Origin of the sequence: Halomonas salsilacus, from assembly GCF_051216275.1 — a bacterium.
Classification (GTDB): domain Bacteria; phylum Pseudomonadota; class Gammaproteobacteria; order Pseudomonadales; family Halomonadaceae; genus Halomonas.
Genome location: NZ_JBPKAQ010000001.1, coordinates 690,360 through 708,310 on the forward strand (window position 1 = coordinate 690,360; position 17,951 = coordinate 708,310).

General features: G+C 66.5%; 19 protein-coding genes. 8 read left to right on the forward strand and 11 right to left on the reverse strand.

What is annotated here, in order from left to right; translation table 11 throughout:
* Positions 1 to 18: 18 nt before the first annotated feature.
* The 4 genes from aroC (at position 19) to phaC (ending at position 4,127) form a co-directional block, all read left to right on the forward strand.
* Entirely contained in the window at positions 19 to 1,104 is a 1,086-nt protein-coding gene (gene aroC, locus ACR80S_RS03090; RefSeq protein ID WP_435402544.1) for a chorismate synthase, read from the forward strand.
* A 67-nt stretch (positions 1,105 to 1,171) separates the two neighbouring features.
* The gene (locus ACR80S_RS03095) at positions 1,172 to 1,609 is read left to right on the forward strand and encodes a hypothetical protein (protein WP_435400840.1); all 438 of its coding nucleotides are present in this window, start codon (positions 1,172 to 1,174) and stop codon (positions 1,607 to 1,609) included.
* 113 nt (positions 1,610 to 1,722) lie between these two features.
* Entirely contained in the window at positions 1,723 to 2,148 is a 426-nt protein-coding gene (locus ACR80S_RS03100) for a phasin family protein (protein ID WP_435400841.1), read from the forward strand.
* Positions 2,149 to 2,288: 140 nt separating this feature from the next.
* A complete protein-coding gene (gene phaC / locus ACR80S_RS03105; RefSeq protein ID WP_435402545.1) occupies positions 2,289 to 4,127 on the forward strand; it encodes a class I poly(R)-hydroxyalkanoic acid synthase in 1,839 nt (612 codons plus the stop codon).
* Positions 4,128 to 4,257: 130 nt separating this feature from the next.
* On the opposite strand, the gene lnt is transcribed toward phaC, so the two are convergent.
* The 5 genes from lnt to miaB all read right to left on the reverse strand — a co-directional run bounded on the left by lnt (position 4,258) and on the right by miaB (position 9,920).
* A complete protein-coding gene (gene lnt / locus ACR80S_RS03110) occupies positions 4,258 to 5,724 on the reverse strand; it encodes an apolipoprotein N-acyltransferase (RefSeq protein WP_435402546.1) in 1,467 nt (488 codons plus the stop codon).
* Between the two features lie 49 nt (positions 5,725 to 5,773).
* Positions 5,774 to 6,643 carry an HlyC/CorC family transporter gene (locus tag ACR80S_RS03115; RefSeq protein ID WP_435400844.1) on the reverse strand — a complete coding sequence of 290 codons (870 nt, stop codon included), beginning with the start codon at positions 6,641 to 6,643 and terminating at the stop codon, positions 5,774 to 5,776.
* The gene (gene ybeY, locus ACR80S_RS03120) at positions 6,640 to 7,155 is read right to left on the reverse strand and encodes an rRNA maturation RNase YbeY (RefSeq protein WP_435400845.1); all 516 of its coding nucleotides are present in this window, start codon (positions 7,153 to 7,155) and stop codon (positions 6,640 to 6,642) included. The genes ACR80S_RS03115 and ybeY overlap by 4 nt, the downstream gene beginning before the upstream one ends.
* Positions 7,152 to 8,246, reverse strand: a complete 1,095-nt coding sequence (locus ACR80S_RS03125; protein WP_435402547.1) for a PhoH family protein — start codon at positions 8,244 to 8,246, stop codon at positions 7,152 to 7,154. The genes ybeY and ACR80S_RS03125 overlap by 4 nt, the downstream gene beginning before the upstream one ends.
* Before the next feature lie 327 nt (positions 8,247 to 8,573).
* The gene (miaB, locus tag ACR80S_RS03130; protein ID WP_435402548.1) at positions 8,574 to 9,920 is read right to left on the reverse strand and encodes a tRNA (N6-isopentenyl adenosine(37)-C2)-methylthiotransferase MiaB; all 1,347 of its coding nucleotides are present in this window, start codon (positions 9,918 to 9,920) and stop codon (positions 8,574 to 8,576) included.
* Positions 9,921 to 10,190: 270 nt separating this feature from the next.
* Here miaB and ACR80S_RS03135 point away from each other — a divergent pair, with 270 nt between their 5' ends.
* From ACR80S_RS03135 to ACR80S_RS03145, 3 genes are all read left to right on the forward strand, one after another.
* The gene (locus ACR80S_RS03135; protein ID WP_416137522.1) at positions 10,191 to 10,520 is read left to right on the forward strand and encodes a DUF1820 family protein; all 330 of its coding nucleotides are present in this window, start codon (positions 10,191 to 10,193) and stop codon (positions 10,518 to 10,520) included.
* A 253-nt stretch (positions 10,521 to 10,773) separates the two neighbouring features.
* Positions 10,774 to 11,400: a TIGR04211 family SH3 domain-containing protein gene (locus tag ACR80S_RS03140; protein WP_435402549.1), complete on the forward strand. Its 627-nt coding sequence runs from the start codon at positions 10,774 to 10,776 to the stop codon at positions 11,398 to 11,400.
* Positions 11,401 to 11,410: 10 nt separating this feature from the next.
* Positions 11,411 to 12,049, forward strand: a complete 639-nt coding sequence (locus ACR80S_RS03145) for a class I SAM-dependent methyltransferase (RefSeq protein WP_435402550.1) — start codon at positions 11,411 to 11,413, stop codon at positions 12,047 to 12,049.
* Between the two features lie 65 nt (positions 12,050 to 12,114).
* Here ACR80S_RS03145 and ACR80S_RS03150 read toward each other — a convergent pair whose 3' ends face one another.
* The gene (locus ACR80S_RS03150) at positions 12,115 to 12,720 is read right to left on the reverse strand and encodes a YajG family lipoprotein (RefSeq protein ID WP_435400850.1); all 606 of its coding nucleotides are present in this window, start codon (positions 12,718 to 12,720) and stop codon (positions 12,115 to 12,117) included.
* Positions 12,721 to 12,895: 175 nt separating this feature from the next.
* Between ACR80S_RS03150 and ACR80S_RS03155 the strand changes: the two genes are divergently transcribed.
* Positions 12,896 to 13,324 (forward strand): GNAT family N-acetyltransferase, encoded by a 429-nt coding sequence (locus ACR80S_RS03155; protein ID WP_435400851.1) that lies wholly within the window; start codon positions 12,896 to 12,898, stop codon positions 13,322 to 13,324.
* Positions 13,325 to 13,405: 81 nt separating this feature from the next.
* Here ACR80S_RS03155 and msrQ read toward each other — a convergent pair whose 3' ends face one another.
* The 5 genes from msrQ to cysT form a co-directional block, all read right to left on the reverse strand.
* Positions 13,406 to 14,044, reverse strand: coding sequence for a protein-methionine-sulfoxide reductase heme-binding subunit MsrQ (gene msrQ, locus ACR80S_RS03160; RefSeq protein ID WP_435402551.1), 639 nt, complete (start codon positions 14,042 to 14,044; stop codon positions 13,406 to 13,408).
* Complete coding sequence (gene msrP / locus ACR80S_RS03165; protein ID WP_435400853.1) at positions 14,044 to 15,060, reverse strand: protein-methionine-sulfoxide reductase catalytic subunit MsrP; 1,017 nt, start codon at positions 15,058 to 15,060, stop codon at positions 14,044 to 14,046. The genes msrQ and msrP overlap by 1 nt, the downstream gene beginning before the upstream one ends.
* A 97-nt stretch (positions 15,061 to 15,157) precedes the next feature.
* The gene (locus tag ACR80S_RS03170; protein WP_435400854.1) at positions 15,158 to 16,258 is read right to left on the reverse strand and encodes a sulfate/molybdate ABC transporter ATP-binding protein; all 1,101 of its coding nucleotides are present in this window, start codon (positions 16,256 to 16,258) and stop codon (positions 15,158 to 15,160) included.
* Positions 16,255 to 17,082, reverse strand: a complete 828-nt coding sequence (gene cysW / locus ACR80S_RS03175; protein ID WP_435402552.1) for a sulfate ABC transporter permease subunit CysW — start codon at positions 17,080 to 17,082, stop codon at positions 16,255 to 16,257. Before cysW ends, ACR80S_RS03170 begins: the two co-directional genes overlap by 4 nt.
* Positions 17,082 to 17,945 carry a sulfate ABC transporter permease subunit CysT gene (gene cysT, locus ACR80S_RS03180; RefSeq protein WP_435400856.1) on the reverse strand — a complete coding sequence of 288 codons (864 nt, stop codon included), beginning with the start codon at positions 17,943 to 17,945 and terminating at the stop codon, positions 17,082 to 17,084. The genes cysW and cysT overlap by 1 nt, the downstream gene beginning before the upstream one ends.
* Between the last annotated feature and the right edge of the window lie 6 nt (positions 17,946 to 17,951).

Below are 17,951 nucleotides of genomic sequence, written 5' to 3' on the forward strand. Positions count from 1 at the left end.
CCTCAAGGAGAAGCGCCCATGTCCGGCAACACCTTTGGCAAGCTGTTCACCGTCACCACCTTCGGCGAGAGCCACGGCCCCGCGCTGGGCGCCATCGTCGACGGCTGCCCGCCGGGGCTACCCCTCAGCGAGGAGGACCTGCAGCGCGACCTCGACCGTCGTCGCCCGGGCACCTCGCGACACACCACCCAGCGCCGCGAGCCTGACCAGGTGAAGATCCTCTCCGGGGTCTTCGAGGGAATCACCACGGGCACCTCGATCGGCCTTCTGATCGAGAACACCGACCAGCGCTCCGGGGACTACTCCAGGATCAAGGATCAGTTCCGTCCGGCCCACGCCGACTACAGCTACCACCACAAATACGGCATCCGCGACTACCGTGGCGGCGGTCGCTCCAGCGCTCGTGAGACCGCCATGCGGGTGGCAGCGGGAGCCATTGCCAAGCAGTACCTGGCCACTCGGGGCATCACAGTGCGCGGCTATATGAGCCAGCTGGGGCCCATCGAGATCGCCTTCAAGGCGTGGGAGGCGGTGGACGAGAACCCCTTCTTCTGTCCCGACCCGGTGCGGGTGGCGGAGCTCGAGGCCTACATGGACCAGCTGCGTCGCGACCAGGACTCCGTCGGCGCGAAGATCACCGTGGTGGCCGAAGGCGTGCCGCCGGGGCTCGGCGAGCCGGTGTTCGATCGCCTGGATGCCGAGCTGGCCCACGGCCTGATGAGCATCAATGCGGTGAAGGGCGTGGAGATCGGCGACGGCTTCGCTTCCGTGGCAAGCCGCGGCAGCGAGCACCGCGACGAGATGACCCCGGAGGGCTTCCTCTCCAACCATGCCGGCGGGGTGCTCGGCGGGATCTCCAGCGGCCAGGCCATCATCGCCCACCTGGCGCTCAAGCCCACTTCCAGCATCACCACCCCGGGTCGCAGCATCGATGTCCACGGCGAAGCAGTGGAGGTGGTCACGAAGGGGCGCCATGACCCCTGCGTGGGCATTCGCGCCACGCCCATCGCCGAGGCGATGATGGCGCTTACACTGATGGATCACCTGCTGCGCCATCGCGCCCAGAACGCCGAGGTGCGCGTAACGACCCCGGTATTGCGTTGAGGGGGCCTCCGCCAGGCAGTGAACGGGCTGCTACACTGCCTTGCATCACCAACGCAAGGGCAATGCCATGAAGATCAATGTCGAGTTCGACCTGACCCCCGACGAGTTTCGCCAGTCGCTGGGCCTGCCCGATGTGGCTGTCTTCCAGCAGCATCTGCTTGGCCAGATCAAGGAGCAGATGGAGTCCGGCGTGGAGGGCTATGACCCCATGAGCCTGATGCAGCCCTTCCTGCAGCAGTCGGGGATGGGGCAGGGGCTGACACAAGGCATTTCTCAGGGGCTATCCCAGGGGCTGTCCAGCTTCGGCACCTATCAGCAGATGATGCTCGACATGCTCAGGCAGGCCGGGCAGAGCGCTTCCCAGGGCGGGTCTGACGAGGCCAGGGTGTCGAAGAGCCGCAGCGCTGACTCCGCTGGGACATCTAGCAAGGCGACAGGCAACGGCGCCGCGGCGAACAAGAGCACCGCCAGCGCCCGCTCCAGGGCGAAGCCCAAGAGCGAGTGATCTCGTTAGCCTTTCATCGGCTTGCAACATGGGGCATGGCAGACTACGCTTTGTGCAATGCAACATGTCGGGCGAATCGCCCGTCAACCGTTACCGTTTCGGGAGGACACCGCATGCAAGACAAGATGATCGAAAACTTCAACGAGCAGACTCGCCAGTTCTTCGAGCCGATGCGCAAGCTCAACTCCCTGATGCTGGACAACATGGAGAAGTTGAGCCAATACCAGATGGAGTCCATGAAGCGCTACAGCCAGCTCGGCACCGAGCGGTTGCGCGATGCCAGCGAGGTGAGCGATACCGATTCCATGCAGGCGTTCAGCGCCCGCCAGGCCGAGGTGATGAACCAGCTCTCCCAGCAGATGCTCGAAGACGCCAAGGCGCTCTCCGAGATGAGCTTGGAGTTCAAGGCCGAGCTGGAGACGCTGTTCGCCGAGCAGGCCAAGCTGGCCGAGAAGGTCGCCGCCAAGGCCGCCAGTGGCGAGCCGCAGAAGGCCGAGACCGCCAAGGCCACTTCCGCTCGCGGTGCCAGCAAGAGCTGAACCGGCGCTTTTGGGTCAACACATCCAGCGGTGCGCTCAGGTGTGCCGCAGGTCAGTCCGCTACCCGTGTGCAACGGGTGGCGGGTTTTGCTTTTCGCAGCCGGTACCCCAGAGGGTGATCGGCGCGCCAGGAGGGGTCAATGCAGCCAGGGGTTGAAGTACCGACACAGGCCGAGCTCGAGGCGTGGAACGTCCAGCTGAAGGAGATCGGCGAGGAGTACCGCGGCCTGATGAGCGATCTGCTGGAGCGCATCGTGCCCAGCGATGCCGCCGATTCCATTTACGGGGATATGCGAGACAGCTTTCAGGCGGCGGCCGAGTCGCTGATGGGCAATCCTCCCCAGCTGTGGCAGACCCAGGCGCGGCTGATGCAGGACCAGTTCCAGCTGTGGCAGAACGGCATGCGCGCCATGGCCGGCGAGCAGGTCGAGCCGCTGGTGACACCGCCCAAGGGCGACCGCCGCTTCAAGGATGAGGCCTGGACCAGCGACCCCTACTACCTGGCGATCATGCAGCAGTACCTGCTCTTCTCGCGCACGGTCGAGGAGCTGATCGACGGCCTGGATATGCCCGCCGACCAGAAGCACCGGCTGGGCTTTTACGCGCGCCAGATGGTCAACGCCATGGCGCCGACCAACTTCGTGACCACCAATCCCGAGGTGATGCGCAAGACACTGGAGACGCGCGGCCAGAACCTGGTCGACGGGCTGGCGAGGCTGCGCCATGACCTGGGTAACTCCGCCGAGGGTCTCAATGTCACCATGACCGACCGAAGTGCCTTTGAGGTCGGCAAGAACATCGCCGTGACGCCGGGCTCGGTGGTCTACGAGAACGAACTGATCCAGCTGATCCAGTACGCGCCGACCACCGAAGAGGTCTTCAAGACCCCGCTGCTGGTCATCCCGCCCTGGATCAACAAGTACTACATCCTCGACCTGCGCGAGGACAACTCACTGGTCAAGTGGCTGGTCGGCCAGGGCCACACGGTGTTCCTGATCTCCTGGCGCAACCCTGGGCCCGCCCAGCGTGAGCTCACCTGGGCCGATTTCATGCAGCTCGGCCCCATCGACGCTATGGAGGCGATCGAGCAGGCCACCGGCGAGAAGTCCGTCAACATGTTGAGCTACTGTGTGGGCGGCACACTGGCCGCCTCCACCGTGGCCTACCTGACCAGCACCCGTCGCGGTCGCAAGGTGAAGTCGGTCACCTACATGACCACCCTGCAGGACTTCCGCGACCCGGGCGAGATCGGCGTCTTCCTCTCCGAGCCGGTGCTTGCGGGCATCGAGGAGAAGATGGCCAGCGACGGCTACCTGGATGGCCGGGTCATGGCCTTCAGCTTCAACCTGCTGCGCGAGAATGACCTGTTCTGGTCGTTCTATATCAACAACTATCTCAAGGGGGACGTGCCGGCGCCCTTCGACCTGCTCTACTGGAACACCGATGGCACCAACCTGCCGGCGTCGACCCACGGCTGGTACCTGCGCCACATGTACCTGGAGAATCGTCTGGTGCAGCCGGGAGGCATCGAGTTGGACGGCGTCAAGATCGACTTGCGCAAGGTCTCTGCCCCGAGCTATTTCCTCTCCACCCGGGAGGATCACATCGCCAAGTGGAACAGCACCTACTACGGCGCGCTGCTGCCCAAGGGGCCGGTCAAGTTCGTGCTGGGGGGCTCTGGCCATATCGCGGGAGTCGTCAACCCGCCTGCCAAGAACAAGTACGGCTACTGGACCAATGACGCGCTGCCCGAGACCCACGAGGAGTGGCTCGCCGGCGCCGAGCAGCACGAGGGTTCCTGGTGGCCCCACTGGCAGGCGTGGATCACCGAGAACGGCTATGCCGACCCGGAAAAGCGGTTGCCGGCCCGCCAGCCCGGCGACGGTGAGCTCGATATCCTCGAGCCGGCCCCAGGCCGCTACGTCAAGATGACCATCCCCGAGGTGCTAGGCGAAATTCCGCCCTCGTCGGACGACTGAAGCTTTAGACGCAAGTTCCAGATGTAGGCGGCAAAAGAATTGCCCCGTGGCCAAGGCCACGGGGCGATGCGTTTCTGGCTGCCTTGTGTTTGAGATTGTGGCTTGTGGCTTGTCGCTTGTGGAGTGTGGCTTACGCCTTGCGGCCTGGGCGAAGGCCGGGAAGGATCAGCAGCGCGGCAAGCAGCCAGGCGGGCCAGCTGCCGGTACGGGTGAAGGGGGTGAGCCCGCGCATGGGCACCGCGTCGCCGGTGATGCTGGCTACCTCGAACTGGGGCGCGCGGGCGGTGATGCGCCCCTGCGGGTCGACGATCACGGTCACCCCGTTGCTGGTGGCGCGTACCAGATAGCGGCCATTCTCCAGCGCACGCAGCCGGGCCATCTGCAGGTGCTGCAGGGGTCCGATGGACTCGCCAAACCAGGTGTCGTTGGAGACCGTCATCAGCAGCTCGCTGTGCCGGGCGCGCTCGGCGACCAGATCGGCGTAGATGATCTCGTAGCAGATGGCGTTGCCGAGGGTGGTACCGGCGACACGCATCGGCGCCTGGTCGGAGGGTCCCGGGGTCATGGCGGGCATCGGCAGGTCGAAGAAGGCGATGGTGCCGCGCAACAGGCGCTCCAGGGGCAGGTACTCGCCGAAGGGCACCAGGTGCTCCTTGCGGTACTCGCCCTCGGCCTGGCCCAGGCCGATCACGCTGTTGAAATAGCGCCCCTCGCCGTCGCGCTGGAGGATGCCGGTGACCAGGGCGGTATCGGGGGAGAGGTTGGACTGCACCCGCTCGAGGATAGGCCGCGCCTGGTCCTCGAACATTGGCAGCGCCGCCTCGGGCCAGACGATCAGGTCGAGGTCGTCGGGTTGGGCCCGGGTCAGCTCGCTGTAAGTGTTGGCGGCCTCGCGCTGGCCCTCGGGGGTCCACTTGATCAGCTGGTCCAGGTTGCCCTGCAGCAGGGCGACGCGCAGCGGCTCGCCGGCGGGCTGTGTCCATTGCGTCGGCAGCACCAACGGGGCGAGCCACAGCAGCGCGATGGGGGCGGCGACCCACCAGCGCCGCGCCAGGAACTCCACCAGCAGGGTGCCGCTGAGTGCGGTGATCAGCGACAGCAGGTAGACGCCGCCGATGGGCGCCCAGGGGGCCAGCGGCGAGTCCACGTGGGCACTGCCCAGCAACAGCCAGGGAAAGCCGGTGAACAGCCAGGTGCGCAACCACTCGCCGAGCACCCAGGCGCCGGCGAAGGAGAGGAAGGCCAGGCGCGGGCCGGTCAGGCGTCGGTAGAGCCACAGGGTCACCGCCAGGAACATCGCCATGCTGGCCACGAACAGGGCGGTGAGGAACACCGCCAGGGGCACGCCGGTGTAGCCATAGTCGTGGATCGATACGTAGACCCAGGAGGCGCCGGAGCCGAACAGCCCCAGGCCGTAGCACCAGCCGCGCAGGGCGGCCTGGCCGGGCGTCAGCGCCTGAATGCCCAGGTAGACCAGGCCCACGGCCACGGGGCCGAGCCACCACAGCTCGAAGGGGGAGGCGGTGAGGGTGGTCAGCACCCCGGCCGCCAGGGCGAGCAGGCAGCCCAGGAGCGGGGAGAGGCGAAGCTCAGACATCGTGACCGTCCGTGTCATGGGGCGATTTCAAGGGCTGGGTTTCAATGGCTCAAACGTCGTCAGAGCCTTCGCAGGGCTCGGCTTCCAGCAGGCGGATGCGGCGATTGTCGGCGTTGAGCACGATGAAGCGCCAGCCGCCAATCTCGGTATGCTCGCCGCGGCCGGGCAGGTGCCCGAAGCGCTGCATCACCAGGCCGCCGAGGGTATCAAACTCCTCGTCGGAGAAGCGGGTGTCGAAGCGCTCGTTGAAATCCTCGATGGGGGTCAGGGCGCGGATGGCGTAGCGGCCTTCCCCCAGCTCGCGGATATCCTCCTCATCGTCGGCATCGTGCTCGTCCTCGATCTCGCCGACGATCTCCTCGAGGATATCCTCGATGGTGACGATGCCGGCGGTGCCGCCGTACTCGTCCACCACGATCGCCATGTGGTTGTGGGTGTCCTGAAACTCCTTGAGCAGGCTGTTGAGCCGCTTGGACTCCGGCACGAACAGCGCCGTGCGCACCACCTCCTCGAGGCGGAAAGGGCGGCCATTCTGCTGGCCGCTCTGGAGCAGCGGCAGCAGGTCCTTAGCCAGCAGGATGCCCTTGACCTCGTCGAGGTTCTCGCCGATCACCGGATAGCGCGAGTGGCCGGCCTCGAGGATAATCGGCAGGTACTCCTCCAGCGGCTGGTCGAGGCCGATGGCGGTGACCTGGGAACGGGGAATCAGCACCTCGCGCACCTGCTGATCGCTGATCTTCAGGGCGCCCTCGATGATCATCATGGCGTCCTGCTCGAGCTTCAGGCGGCTGGCCGCCTGGCGCAGGAAACCGAGCAACTCGTCACGGGAACTGGGCTCATCGCTGTCGCCGGACAGGGCGTTGAACAGCTTCTCCAGCCAGGATCGGCCGCCCTGGCCGCTCGATCGATCTTCGCTCATGGGTGGGGTCTCTCGTCCTCGGTAGCGGCGTCGTTGCGGGCAGGGCTGCCGGCGTCACGATAGGGGTCGTCGATGCCGAGGCCGGTCAGGATCTCGCGCTCCAGCGCCTCCATGGCCTCAGCCTCGTCCTCCTCGATGTGGTCATGACCCAGCAGGTGCAGGGTGCCATGGACCACCATGTGAGCGTAGTGATCGCGCAGGGACTTGTCCTGCTCGGCGGCTTCGGTGGCCACCACCGGGTGGCAGATCACCAGGTCGCCGAGCAGCGGCAGCGTCACGCCGGGCGGGCACTCGAAGGGGAAGGAGAGCACGTTGGTGGGCGTGTCCCGGCCGCGGTAGTCGCGGTTGAGCACGCGGCTCTCCTCGCCGTCCACCAGGCGCACGGTGAGCTCGCTGGCGTCGACCACCGCATGGCGGTCGAGCACGGCGGCCACCCAGGCCTCGAGCTCGGCCTGGCTCGGCACGCCGTCGGCTTTGAGGGCCACCTGGCGATCGACCCGGGCGAGACTCATGATTCGCCTCGCTCGCGGTCGAGGCGGTCGAGGCGCTCCTGACGCTCGAGACGCAGCGCCTCGCGCTCCTGCTCCTTGGCCTCCTTGCGGGCACGCTCGGCGACCTCCTGTTCGGCCTCGAAATGGTCGTAGGCCTCGATGATGCGTTGCACCAGCGGGTGGCGCACCACGTCCTTGGCGGCGAAGTGGGTGGTGCCGATGCCCGGTGTTCCCTTGAGGACATCCAGCACCTGGATCAGCCCCGAGGACTGGCCGCGGGGCAGGTCGACCTGGGTCACGTCACCGGTGATGACCGCGGTGGAGCCGAAGCCGATGCGAGTCAGGAACATCTTCATCTGCTCGCGGGTGGTGTTCTGGCTCTCGTCGAGGATGATGAAGGCGTTGTTGAGGGTGCGTCCACGCATGTAGGCCAGCGGGGCAATCTCGATCACCTGGCGCTCGATCAGCTTGGCGACCTGCTCGAATCCGATCATCTCGTAGAGGGCGTCGTACAGCGGGCGTAAGTAGGGGTCGATCTTCTGGGCCAGGTCGCCGGGCAGGAAGCCGAGCTTCTCACCGGCCTCCACCGCCGGGCGCACCAGCAGGATGCGACGCACCTCCTGCTGGTTGAGCGCCTCCACCGCCGCGGCCACGGCCAGGTAGGTCTTGCCGGTGCCGGCCGGACCGATACCGAAGTTGATGTCGTGGGCGCGGATGCTCTGCACGTAGGACTGCTGGTTGAGGCCGCGGGGTTTGATAAGGGTGCGCGGGGTGCGCAGCAGCACTTCATCGCTCTCCTCGCTGTCCTCGTCCTCCTCCAGGGCCTCGAGGCCGGACTCCTGCAGGAAGAGGTGCACGGTATCCGGCTCCAGGTCGCTGGCCTCGGTCTCCCGGTAGAGGTGCTCGAGCAGGTTGGCGGCGGCCTTGACCCGGTGGATGGGGCCCGCCAGTTGGAAGATGTTGCCGCGGTTGCGCAGGGTGATGCCGAGGCGTGCCTCCACCAGCTTGAGGTGCTCGTCGCGCTGGCCGCAGAGGTTGGCCAGGCGGCGGGGGTCATTGGGCTCGAGATTGAGCGTGATGATGCGATTGGCCGGAGTGGATGGCTGGCTCAAGACAGGGGGATCCCGTGGATGTTGGATTTAGGGCAGCTTACTGCCCCAGCGCTCGCAAGGGCAATGTATCTGCACTGCAAGAACGTGTCCCGGGCTGATCCGAGGACAGGCCCCGCGGGGTGCCGGACCATCGAGGAGGCGCCATGATCCCATCCCTGGGGGCTACCTAGGCCCTGCTGCGCTCTCCCATCCTGCTCCGCTTGCAGGGCAGGTGCTGGCCATTCATGGCCAGCCTGTTCGGAGCAGGGCTCCTCACCCCGGGTCCACGGTCCTCCTCGTTGCCCTAACCCCGGCGCCCTTTTATGCTCGCGTCTAAGATATCCAGCATCAGTAGACGTCCGGCGAGGCTAGTTCGCCGCGCAGCGAGTTGGGCAGCGCCTCGGTGATCTCAACGTCGACGAAATAGCCGATCAGCTCGGTGGGATTGGCGGCGCGGAAGTTGACCACGCGGTTGTTCTCGGTGCGCCCGGAGAGCTGCCCCGGGTCGCGGGGCGCGAAGCCGGTGACCAGGATGCGCTGGGTGGTGCCCACCATGCGACGGCTGATCTGCTTCGCTTGCTGGTTGATGCGCTCCTGGAGGATGGCCAGGCGCTGCTTCTTGACGCTCTCCGGGGTGTCGTCCGGCAGGCTGGCCGCCGGGGTGCCGGGGCGGGCCGAGTAGACGAAGCTGAAGGAGTGGTCGAAGCCGATGCGGCCGATCAGGTCCATGGTGGCCTGGAAGTCCGCCTCGCTCTCGCCGGGGAAGCCGATGATGAAATCGGACGAGAAGCTGATATCGGGGCGAAGCGCGCGGATGCGCTCCATCTTCTCGACGTACGCTTCCGCGGTGTGGCCCCGCTTCATGGCGGACAGGATGGGGTCGGAGCCGGACTGCACCGGCAGGTGCAGGTGGCTGACCAGCTCCGGGATCTCGCCGAAGGCCTCGATCAGGCTGTCGCTGAACTCTACCGGGTGGGAGGTGGTAAAGCGGATGCGATCGATGCCCTCGACGGCGGCCACGCAGCCGATCAGCTCGGCCAGGTCGATCTCGTCGCCCAGTTGGTTGAGCCCACGGTAGGCGTTGACGTTTTGGCCCAGCAGGTTGATCTCGCGCACGCCTTGGTCGGCCAGGTGGATCACCTCGTCCATGACCGCCTCGAAGGGGCGCGAGACCTCCTCGCCGCGGGTGTAGGGCACCACGCAGAAGGTGCAGTACTTGGAGCAGCCCTCCATCACCGAGATGAAGGCGGTGGCGCCGTCGGCGCTGGGCTTGGGCAGGTGGTCGAACTTCTCGATCTCGGGAAAGGTGACGTCGACCGTCGAGATCTTCTCGACGCCGCGCCGCGAATCCAACATTGCCGGCACCCGGTGTAGGGTCTGGGGGCCGAATACCATGTCGACGTGGGGCGCGCGCTTGCGCAGCGCCTCGCCCTCCTGGCTCGCCACGCAGCCGCCGACGCCGATCACCAGGTCGGGGTTGGCCTCCTTGAGCTTCTTCCAGCGCCCGAGTTGGTGGAACACCTTCTCCTGGGCCTTCTCGCGGATCGAGCAGGTGTTGAGCAGGATGACGTCGGCCTCGCGCTCGTCGTCGGTGAGCTCGAGCCGGTGAGATTCGCCGAGCAGATCCGCCATGCGTGCGGAATCGTACTCGTTCATCTGGCAGCCGTGCGTCTTGATGAAGAGTTTCTTCGCCATAAGAATAGGGTCGTGGCGCCAGGCGCCCGACGTCTGTCACCGGTGGATGAGATGGGAGATGCCGCCCCGCCAGACAGGTGGCGGGGGAGGGCCGTGTCAAGGACTCGCGGCCGCTGGGGACCTGAAAACCGGACCTGAAAACCGGACCTGAAAACCAAGCGGAGATTATACGCGTCGCCCGGCGACGGGGCCAGCACGGGCCGCCGCCGGCGGGATTGTGCTACGCTTGCGCCTCTTGTCGAAACACCGGTTTGAGGAACACTCAGCACCATGGCGGCGAAGCCTATCTATCGGGTGGTTTTCCACCAGCAGGGGGAAGTGTGGGAGCTCTACGCGCGCGAGATCTTCCAGAGCGATCTGTGGGGTTTCATCGAGGTCGAGGAGTTCGTCTTCGAGGACGCCTCTCGACTGGTGGTGGACCCCTCCGCGGACAAGCTGCGTCTCACCTTCGAAGGCGTCATCCGCAGCTATCTGCCGCTCAACGCCATCGTGCGTATCGACGAGGTGGAGCGGGGAGGCACGCCCCGGGCGGTAAAGAGCGACGGGCGAGTGGCCGAATTCCCGCGGCCCTTTTCGCCGCCTTCGCCTCCGGAGCGCTGAAGAATGCTGGTCATGAAATGACCAGCAAGGGCGCAGGATAGGCGCCGCGCCGCTGGCAGACGCCTTTCCAGCGGTTGTCCCGAACCTTGTCCACAGGAGCTGTGGAAAAGCCCCTGTGGAAAAGCCCCTGTGGGAATCGGTCGATACCGATCGAGAGAGACCGGCCGTCTCATCGCAGCGGCGCCGGCAGGAAGCTTGCGCCGGACACAGTGCGCCAGAGTGGAAATCCGCCAGCTTTAGCCAGGATAACGGCATGACACGATACGACATCAGACGACTCAACCTGGGCCTTGCCCTGGGGCTCCTTGCCCTGCCACTCCAGGCCCAGCAGAACGACGCGACCCACTGGGTCAGCGACTCCCTTACTACCTATGTGCGCAGCGGCCCCACCGACGGCTACCGCATCGTCGGCACTCTCACCGCCGGTGAGCCGGTGATGCGGCTGGAGACCAGCGGCAACTACAGCCGGGTGCAGAATGCCGACGGCAATACCGTCTGGATCCTCTCCGGCGAGCTGCAGGACGCCCCCAGCGCCCAAGTCCGCGTGCCCGAACTGGAGCAGCAGGTGGCCGAGCTATCCGCGGAGCTGGAGGGCATCAATGAGCAGTGGGAGAGCCGGACCGCCGCCCAGCGTGAAGCCCTGGAGACCCGCGAGGCGCGCATCGCTGACCTCGAGGCCCGCAACCAGGCGCTGGACGCCGAGTCCGAGCAGTCTCTCCAGACCATTCGCCAGCTGCAGGCCCGCCTGGATACCCAGGAGGAGGACCTGTTGATGCGCTACTTCATGTATGGCGGCGGGGTAGCTGGCGCCGGCCTGTTGGTGGGGCTGATCGTTCCCCACCTGCCGCGTCGCAAGAGCAAGCGCGACCGCTGGTTCTGAGGAGATGGCGATGGCCAACGAATGGCTGGAGCGCTGGCGTGATGGGCGCATCGGTTTCCACCGCGATCGCCCCCACCCGATGCTGGTGGCCCACTGGCCGGGCCTTGAGGTCAGGCCCGGCACCAAGGTGTTGGTCCCGCTGTGCGGCAAGAGCCTGGACATGCGCTGGCTGGCCAGCGGGGATCATCCGGTGCTGGGGATCGAGCTGGCGCCGGAGGCCATCGAGCAGTTCGTGGCCGAGGGGCAGGGCGTCGTCACCCGCTACCACCAGGCGGGGTTCCAGATCTGTCGCCAGGGCAGCGTGGAGCTGTGGCAGGGGGACTTCTTCCACTTCCACATCGAGCAGGCGGCGGAGATCGGGGCCTTCTACGACCGCGCTTCGCTCATCGCACTGCCGGCGGCCACCCGCCAGCGTTACGCCTTTCACCTGGCCCAGCTGGTGCCGCCGGGTAGCCGCGGCCTGCTGATCAGCCTCGAGCGGGAGCGGGGCGATGAAGGTGGGCCGCCCTTCAACGTGCCGCCTGATGAGGTCCGCAAACTGTTTGAGCCCAACTTCCACGTCACTCACCTGGAGGACGGCGAGCCGGAGGTCGGCAGCGGCTTTCGCGAGAGGATCTGGGCTCTGGTGCGCCGCGGGCCGCTGGAGTAGCGGCAGCCGGCGTTCAGCTGCCGCGAGGGGCCCCGGCGGGCGCCCTCGCGGCATTTTAGGAAAGCTTAGCGCGCCAGCAGTTGGCCCAGCTCCGGGTCACGGAAGGCCCGGTCGAGACCGTCGGATAGCAGGTCGTTGACCATGCGGGCGTTGGTGTCGCGGTCCGGGCGCACGGCGTAGCTCTGGGTGCGTCGCGAGGTGTAGGTCCCGGTGTAGGTGTTGCCACCGTTGACCGCCTCGGCGATGAGCACCGACTCCAGACGCGCCTCGTCGATCACCGGTCGGCTCTGGCCGCGCTCGTAGCCCAGGTGGTCCAGGGTCAGGGTCAGGCTGGGACGCCCCGGCGCGCGCTCGGTGGTGGGGCGAAAGCCCATGTCGCTCACCGCGCGCTCCGCTTCTCGCTGCAGCCGTGGAACCAGTTCGTGGGCGTTGACCGTGATGGTGGCCGTCGACATGGCGCTGCCGGTGCGGGTGCCGATCACCTCGCTGTCGCGGCCGTCCACGGCAATGACCGTGACCGCCTGGCCGCTGCCGGTGACGGGCACCTCGGCGCTGCGCTGGGGGTTGAGCTGCAGGTAGTGGGGGCTGGCGCAGGCGGCGAGCAGCCCAGCGGTCAGCAGGCCGGCAGAGAGGCGAAGCAGGAGGGTGTAAAAGGGGCGGCGACGCTGCATGAGGGATCTCCCTGGGGCGACGGGGGGTGACGTTCGGGTGGCCAGTATATCCCCTCCCGGCAGGCCCCGGAATTCATCGGGCAGGGGCTGCGCCTCAACGGTACACTGAAGGGATGGCCCCGAAGTCGATGCCCGCTGACACAAGGCCGCGGGTACAGCCCGCTGGAGCAACACGATGATTCGTCCCGCCGTCCCTCAGGAGATTCCGCTGCTGGCCGATATCTGGCTGCGTGCCTCCCGGCGAGCCCACGACTTCATTCCTGCCGAGCACTGGGAGTCGTCCCTCGATGCCATGGTCGAAAAGTACCTGCCCGACGCCGACGAATTGCTGGTGCTGGAGATGGAGGGGCGGGTGATCGGCTTCGCCGCCCTCAACGGGGAGCACCTCGAGGCGCTGTTCGTGGATCCCGAGCTGCAGAGCTACGGCCACGGCTCGCGGCTGATGGCTCACGCCATGGTCCACCACTCCGGGCTCTCCCTCTGCGTCTTCTCGCGCAACGTGCGCGCCGTCTCCTTCTACCGGCGCCTGGGCTTTCAGGTGGTCGAGGAGCGTTTGGAGCCGCTCACCGGCGAGCTAGAGACCCTGATGGCCTGGCAGAGCTGACGGGTTCGGAGCCGACCAGCAAGGCGAGAGACTTCTCGGGACCTGGGCGACGAGATACCTGGCCTTCATCCTGCCACTCGGCTAACTCGGAACGCGCCGGTGAACACGATTGAACCGGTAGCGTACTGTAGGCAGCGTGCGAGCCACCGGCGGCAGGCGGGTCGCCATGACCAGGGCGGCGATGGCGGCATACATCGTCCACTCTCCGAGGTCGGCGCGTACTACCCAGAAGAAGTGCAGCAGTACCAGCCCCAGGATGGGGTAGGAGAGTTTGTGCAGCGGCTTCCAGCGTTTGCCCAGGCGGCGCATCGCCCAGCGGTTGGACGTGGCGCCCAGTACGGCAAGGCCAATCAGCGCCAGCATGCCGACAATGATGTAGGGCCGTTTGACCAGTTCGCTCCCCAGCAGCGCCCAGTCAAGCCCCAGAATGAACAGGGCGTAGCTGAGCATGTGCAGGGTGGCGTAGGCGAGCGTCCAGAGGCCAAGCTGGCGCCGGATCAGGGCAAAGCCTTTCCAGCGCGTAAGCTTGGTCAACGGCGTCAAGCTCAGGGTGAGCAGCAGCATCCACAGCGCGCCAATGCCGATATTCAGCAGCAGGTAGCGACCCGGCTCGGGGCCAGCGGCATTGACGGCAACCTGCCAGCCCCAGGCCACCAGCGGCGCGAACGCCGCCAGGAAAACGCCCAGGCGCCAGAGTTGCCACATGGGCTGGGCTGCCATCAGTAGTTCTTCCTCAAGTCCAACCCCGTATACAACTCGGCGACGTCATCGGCGTAGCCGTTGAACATCAGGGTATCGATGGTATTGGGCCTGAAGAGGCTGTTGGGCAATCGACGCTCGGTGGCCTGGCTCCAACGGGGGTGGTCGACCTGTGGATTGACGTTGGCGTAGAAGCCGTATTCATTGGGGGCGATCAGCTGCCAGGAATTGACCGGCTGCTCTTCCGTCAGAGAGATGCGCACAATCGATTTGATGCTCTTGAAGCCGTACTTCCAGGGCACCACTAGGCGCAGGGGAGCACCGTTCTGGTTGGGCAGTTCACGACCGTACATGCCCAGGGCGAGCAGTGTCAGAGGGTGCATGGCTTCGTCCAGGCGCAGCCCCTCCACGTAGGGCCAGTCGATCAGCGAAAATGATGAGCGCTGCCCCGGCATCTGCTCCGGGTCGACCAGGGTTTCGAAGCGGACGTAGTGGGCCTTGCTGGTGGGCTCGGCGCGTTTGATCACGTCGGCAAGGGTAATGCCCAGCCAGGGAATGACCATCGACCACGCCTCTACGCAGCGCAGGCGGTAGATACGCTCCTCGAATTGCGACGGCCTGGCGATGTCCTCGAGGGAAAAGCGGCCCCCGTTGTTGACTTCGCCATCCACCACCACGCTCCAGGGCTGGGTCTTCAGGCTGCCTGCACGGCGCGCGGGGTCGGTCTTGTCGGCGCCAAATTCGTAGAAGTTGTTGTAGCCGCTGGCGTCATCAAAGGGCGTCATCGAGTCTTTTTCGGGGTCGCGTGGGGTGACGGCTCTCCACTCGGTAGCGCTGATCTTTTCCTTCAGCCACTCAGGTGCGCTGCCTTCCGGAACATCCGAGTAGTCGGCATTGGCTCGGACGTTGCCGGAAAGGGCAAGCCCCGCCCCCAGGCCTGCGACACCGCCCATGAACCGTCGGCGGGAGAGATAGATAGACTCCGGCGTCACGTCGGATTCGTGCAAGTCACTCGGCTTGGCGATCTTTATCATCATGCGGTGTCTCCTGCTGGAGATTAGGCCCGGGGATGAAGACACAGACCGCCGTGTATCGCGCAAAGTTCATAAAGGTGTCGGGGCAACGCCCGGCGGGTCAGGCCGCGGTGGCCTGTCGCCGCTGACGGGTTTCACCGCTGAAGCGGTGCCAGCGACGTGGCATCACGTATAACCGCTGGCCGCGGCGCAGGTCGAGGCGCTCGTAGTCGGCGTGACGCACCGTGGCCAGCCAGGGCTCGCCGAGCCAGTCTGCGGCCAGTTCCACGCGCACCTCGGCCCCCACCGGGGAGATGGCGGTGACGGTCACCGGCAGGTGAGCCTCCGGCGTGGGCGCCTGTGCCAGACGCACCTCGTGGGGCCGCAGCAGCAGCTCCTCGGGGCCGTCCGGCAACTCCACCGAGAGGCGCGCCTCGCCGCAGGTCAACACCCCGTCTCGCACCTCGCCCTCCAGATGGTTCACGTCCCCCAGGAACTCGAACACGAAACGGTTGGCCGGCGCGCGGTAGACCGCATCGGGGGTGTCGATCTGCTCGATGCGCCCGTTGCTCATCACCGCCACGCGATCGGAGAGCTCCAGGGCCTCCTCCTGATCGTGAGTCACGAAGATGCTGGTGAAGCCCAGTTCGTCGTGGAGATGGCGCAGCCAGCGGCGCAGGTCCTGGCGCACCTTGGCATCCAGGGCGCCGAAGGGTTCATCGAGCAGCAGCACGTCGGGGCGTAGCGCCAGGGCGCGCGCCAGCGAGACGCGTTGCTGCTGACCGCCGGAGAGCTGCGCCGGGTAGCGGTTGGCCAGCGGCTCGAGCTGCACCATCTCCAGCAGGCGGTGCACCCGGGCGCGGATCTCGCCCGTCGTGGGGCGCTTCCTGCGAGGCATCACGGTGAGCCCGAAGGCGACGTTGTCGAACACTGTCATGTGGCGAAACAGCGCATAGTGCTGGAAGACGAAGCCGATGCGCCGGTCGCGCACGTGCAGGTCGGTGACGTCGCGTTCGCCGAATAGGATGCGTGCGCCGCCGTTCGGGTCGGCGCTTTCCAGCCCGGCGATGATCCGCAGCAGGGTGGTCTTGCCGGAGCCGGAGGGGCCGAGCAGGCCGATCAGCTCGCCGTCGTGGATGTCGAGGTTCACCGGCTCCAGCGCCCGGGTGCGCTGGCGCCCGACGTCAAAGTGCTTGCCGATGTTGTGCAGGCGAATGCTCATGGGTGAGCCTCCTGGCGCGCGGCGCGCCATTCCAGTCCGGCCTTGGCGGCCAGGGTGAGCAGGGCGATGAGGGCCAGCAGGGCGGCGCTGGCGAAGGCGCCCACGGTGTTGTAGTCCTGGTAGAGCTGCTCCAGGTGCAGCGGCAGGGTGTTGGTCTGGCCGCGGATAGCCCCTGAGACCACCGAAACGGCGCCGAATTCACCCACCGCCCTGGCGTTGGTGAGGATCACCCCGTAGAGCAGCGCCCAGCGGATATTGGGCAAGGTTACCCGGCGGTAGATCGTCCAGCCCGGTGCGCCGAGGGTCACGGCGGCCTCCTCCTCGCGGGAACCCTGGGCCTGCATCAGCGGGATCAACTCCCGGGCGACGAAGGGGCAGGTGACGAAGATGGTGACCATCAGGATCCCCGGCCAGGCGAACATCAGCTGGATGTCATGTCCGTCGAGCCAACCGCCCAGCCAGCCATTGCGACCGTAGAGCAACAGGTAGATCAGGCCCGCCACCACCGGCGACACAGCGAAGGGGATGTCGATCAGGGTCTGCAGCACGCGCCGACCCGGGAACTGGAAGCGGGTCACCAGCCAGGCGAGGGCCACACCGAACACCAGGCAGACGGGAATGGTCAGCACGGTGATGAACAGGGTCAGGCCGATGGCCGCGACGGTGTACTCGTTGCTGACATTGGACCAGAACACCGCCACGCCCTGGGCGAAGGCCTGGGCGAAAATTGCCACCAGCGGCAGCAGCAGGAACAGCGACGACAGTGCCACGGCGGCGAGGATCAGGCCCCGGCGCACCGCCGGGGCATCACCGATACGTTGCATCAGCCGCTCCCTCCATGCAGGCGCCTGGCGAAGCGCCCCTGCCAGATATTGATGACCAGCAGCAGCGCCAGCGACACGAACAGCACCACCGAGGCGATGGCCGAGGCACCGGCGTAGTCGTACTCTTGCAGGCGTACGAAGATCATCAGCGCGGTGATCTCGGTCTCATAGGGCATGTTGCCGGCGATGAAGATAATCGCCCCGAATTCGCCCAGCGAGCGCACGAAGGCGAGGCCCGTGCCGGTCACCAGGGCCGGCCACAGGTGGGGCAGGATCACCCGTCGAAAGGCGGCGCCGTCGGTGGCGCCCAGGGTCAGCGCGGCCTCGTCCACCTCCGCCGGGAGGTCCTCCAGCACCGGTTGCACCGTGCGCACCACGAAGGGGATGCTGGTGAAAGCCATGGCGAGCGCGATGCCCACCCAGGTGTAGGCCACCTGCAGGCCCAGCGGCTCGAGCAGTTGGCCCATCCAGCCGTTGCTGGAGTAGAGGGTGGCCAGCGTGATGCCGGCCACCGCCGTGGGCAGGGCGAAGGGCAGGTCCATGAGGGCGTCGAGCAGGCGCTTGCCGGGAAACTCGTAGCGCACCAGCACCCAGGCCAGCAGCAGACCGAAGGCGGCGTTGACCAGCGCCGCCACGGCGGCAGCACCGATGGTCACCGTGTAGCTGGCCACCACCCGTCCGTCGCTGATGATTGCCCAGTACTCCGCCAGGCTGAGCCCGGCCAGCTGGCCGAACAGGCCGGTCATAGGCAGCAGCAGCACCAGCGAGATGAACAGCAGGCTCACCCCCAGCGACAGGCCGAACCCCGGCAGCACCCGCTTGGGGGTACTGCCAATGGCTAAGGGAAGGGTGCGGGTGCTCATGGGCGT

Coding starts and splice junctions, on each gene's coding strand:
- aroC (WP_435402544.1), top strand. CDS start 19: ATGTCCGGCAACACCTTTGGCAAGCTGTTCACCGTCACCACCTTCGGC.
- ACR80S_RS03095 (WP_435400840.1), top strand. CDS start 1,172: ATGAAGATCAATGTCGAGTTCGACCTGACCCCCGACGAGTTTCGCCAG.
- ACR80S_RS03100 (WP_435400841.1), top strand. CDS start 1,723: ATGCAAGACAAGATGATCGAAAACTTCAACGAGCAGACTCGCCAGTTC.
- phaC (WP_435402545.1), top strand. CDS start 2,289: ATGCAGCCAGGGGTTGAAGTACCGACACAGGCCGAGCTCGAGGCGTGG.
- lnt (WP_435402546.1), bottom strand. CDS start 5,724: ATGTCTGAGCTTCGCCTCTCCCCGCTCCTGGGCTGCCTGCTCGCCCTG.
- ACR80S_RS03115 (WP_435400844.1), bottom strand. CDS start 6,643: ATGAGCGAAGATCGATCGAGCGGCCAGGGCGGCCGATCCTGGCTGGAG.
- ybeY (WP_435400845.1), bottom strand. CDS start 7,155: ATGAGTCTCGCCCGGGTCGATCGCCAGGTGGCCCTCAAAGCCGACGGC.
- miaB (WP_435402548.1), bottom strand. CDS start 9,920: ATGGCGAAGAAACTCTTCATCAAGACGCACGGCTGCCAGATGAACGAG.
- ACR80S_RS03135 (WP_416137522.1), top strand. CDS start 10,191: ATGGCGGCGAAGCCTATCTATCGGGTGGTTTTCCACCAGCAGGGGGAA.
- ACR80S_RS03140 (WP_435402549.1), top strand. CDS start 10,774: ATGACACGATACGACATCAGACGACTCAACCTGGGCCTTGCCCTGGGG.
- ACR80S_RS03145 (WP_435402550.1), top strand. CDS start 11,411: ATGGCCAACGAATGGCTGGAGCGCTGGCGTGATGGGCGCATCGGTTTC.
- ACR80S_RS03150 (WP_435400850.1), bottom strand. CDS start 12,720: ATGCAGCGTCGCCGCCCCTTTTACACCCTCCTGCTTCGCCTCTCTGCC.
- ACR80S_RS03155 (WP_435400851.1), top strand. CDS start 12,896: ATGATTCGTCCCGCCGTCCCTCAGGAGATTCCGCTGCTGGCCGATATC.
- msrQ (WP_435402551.1), bottom strand. CDS start 14,044: ATGGCAGCCCAGCCCATGTGGCAACTCTGGCGCCTGGGCGTTTTCCTG.
- msrP (WP_435400853.1), bottom strand. CDS start 15,060: ATGATGATAAAGATCGCCAAGCCGAGTGACTTGCACGAATCCGACGTG.
- ACR80S_RS03170 (WP_435400854.1), bottom strand. CDS start 16,258: ATGAGCATTCGCCTGCACAACATCGGCAAGCACTTTGACGTCGGGCGC.
- cysW (WP_435402552.1), bottom strand. CDS start 17,082: ATGCAACGTATCGGTGATGCCCCGGCGGTGCGCCGGGGCCTGATCCTC.
- cysT (WP_435400856.1), bottom strand. CDS start 17,945: ATGAGCACCCGCACCCTTCCCTTAGCCATTGGCAGTACCCCCAAGCGG.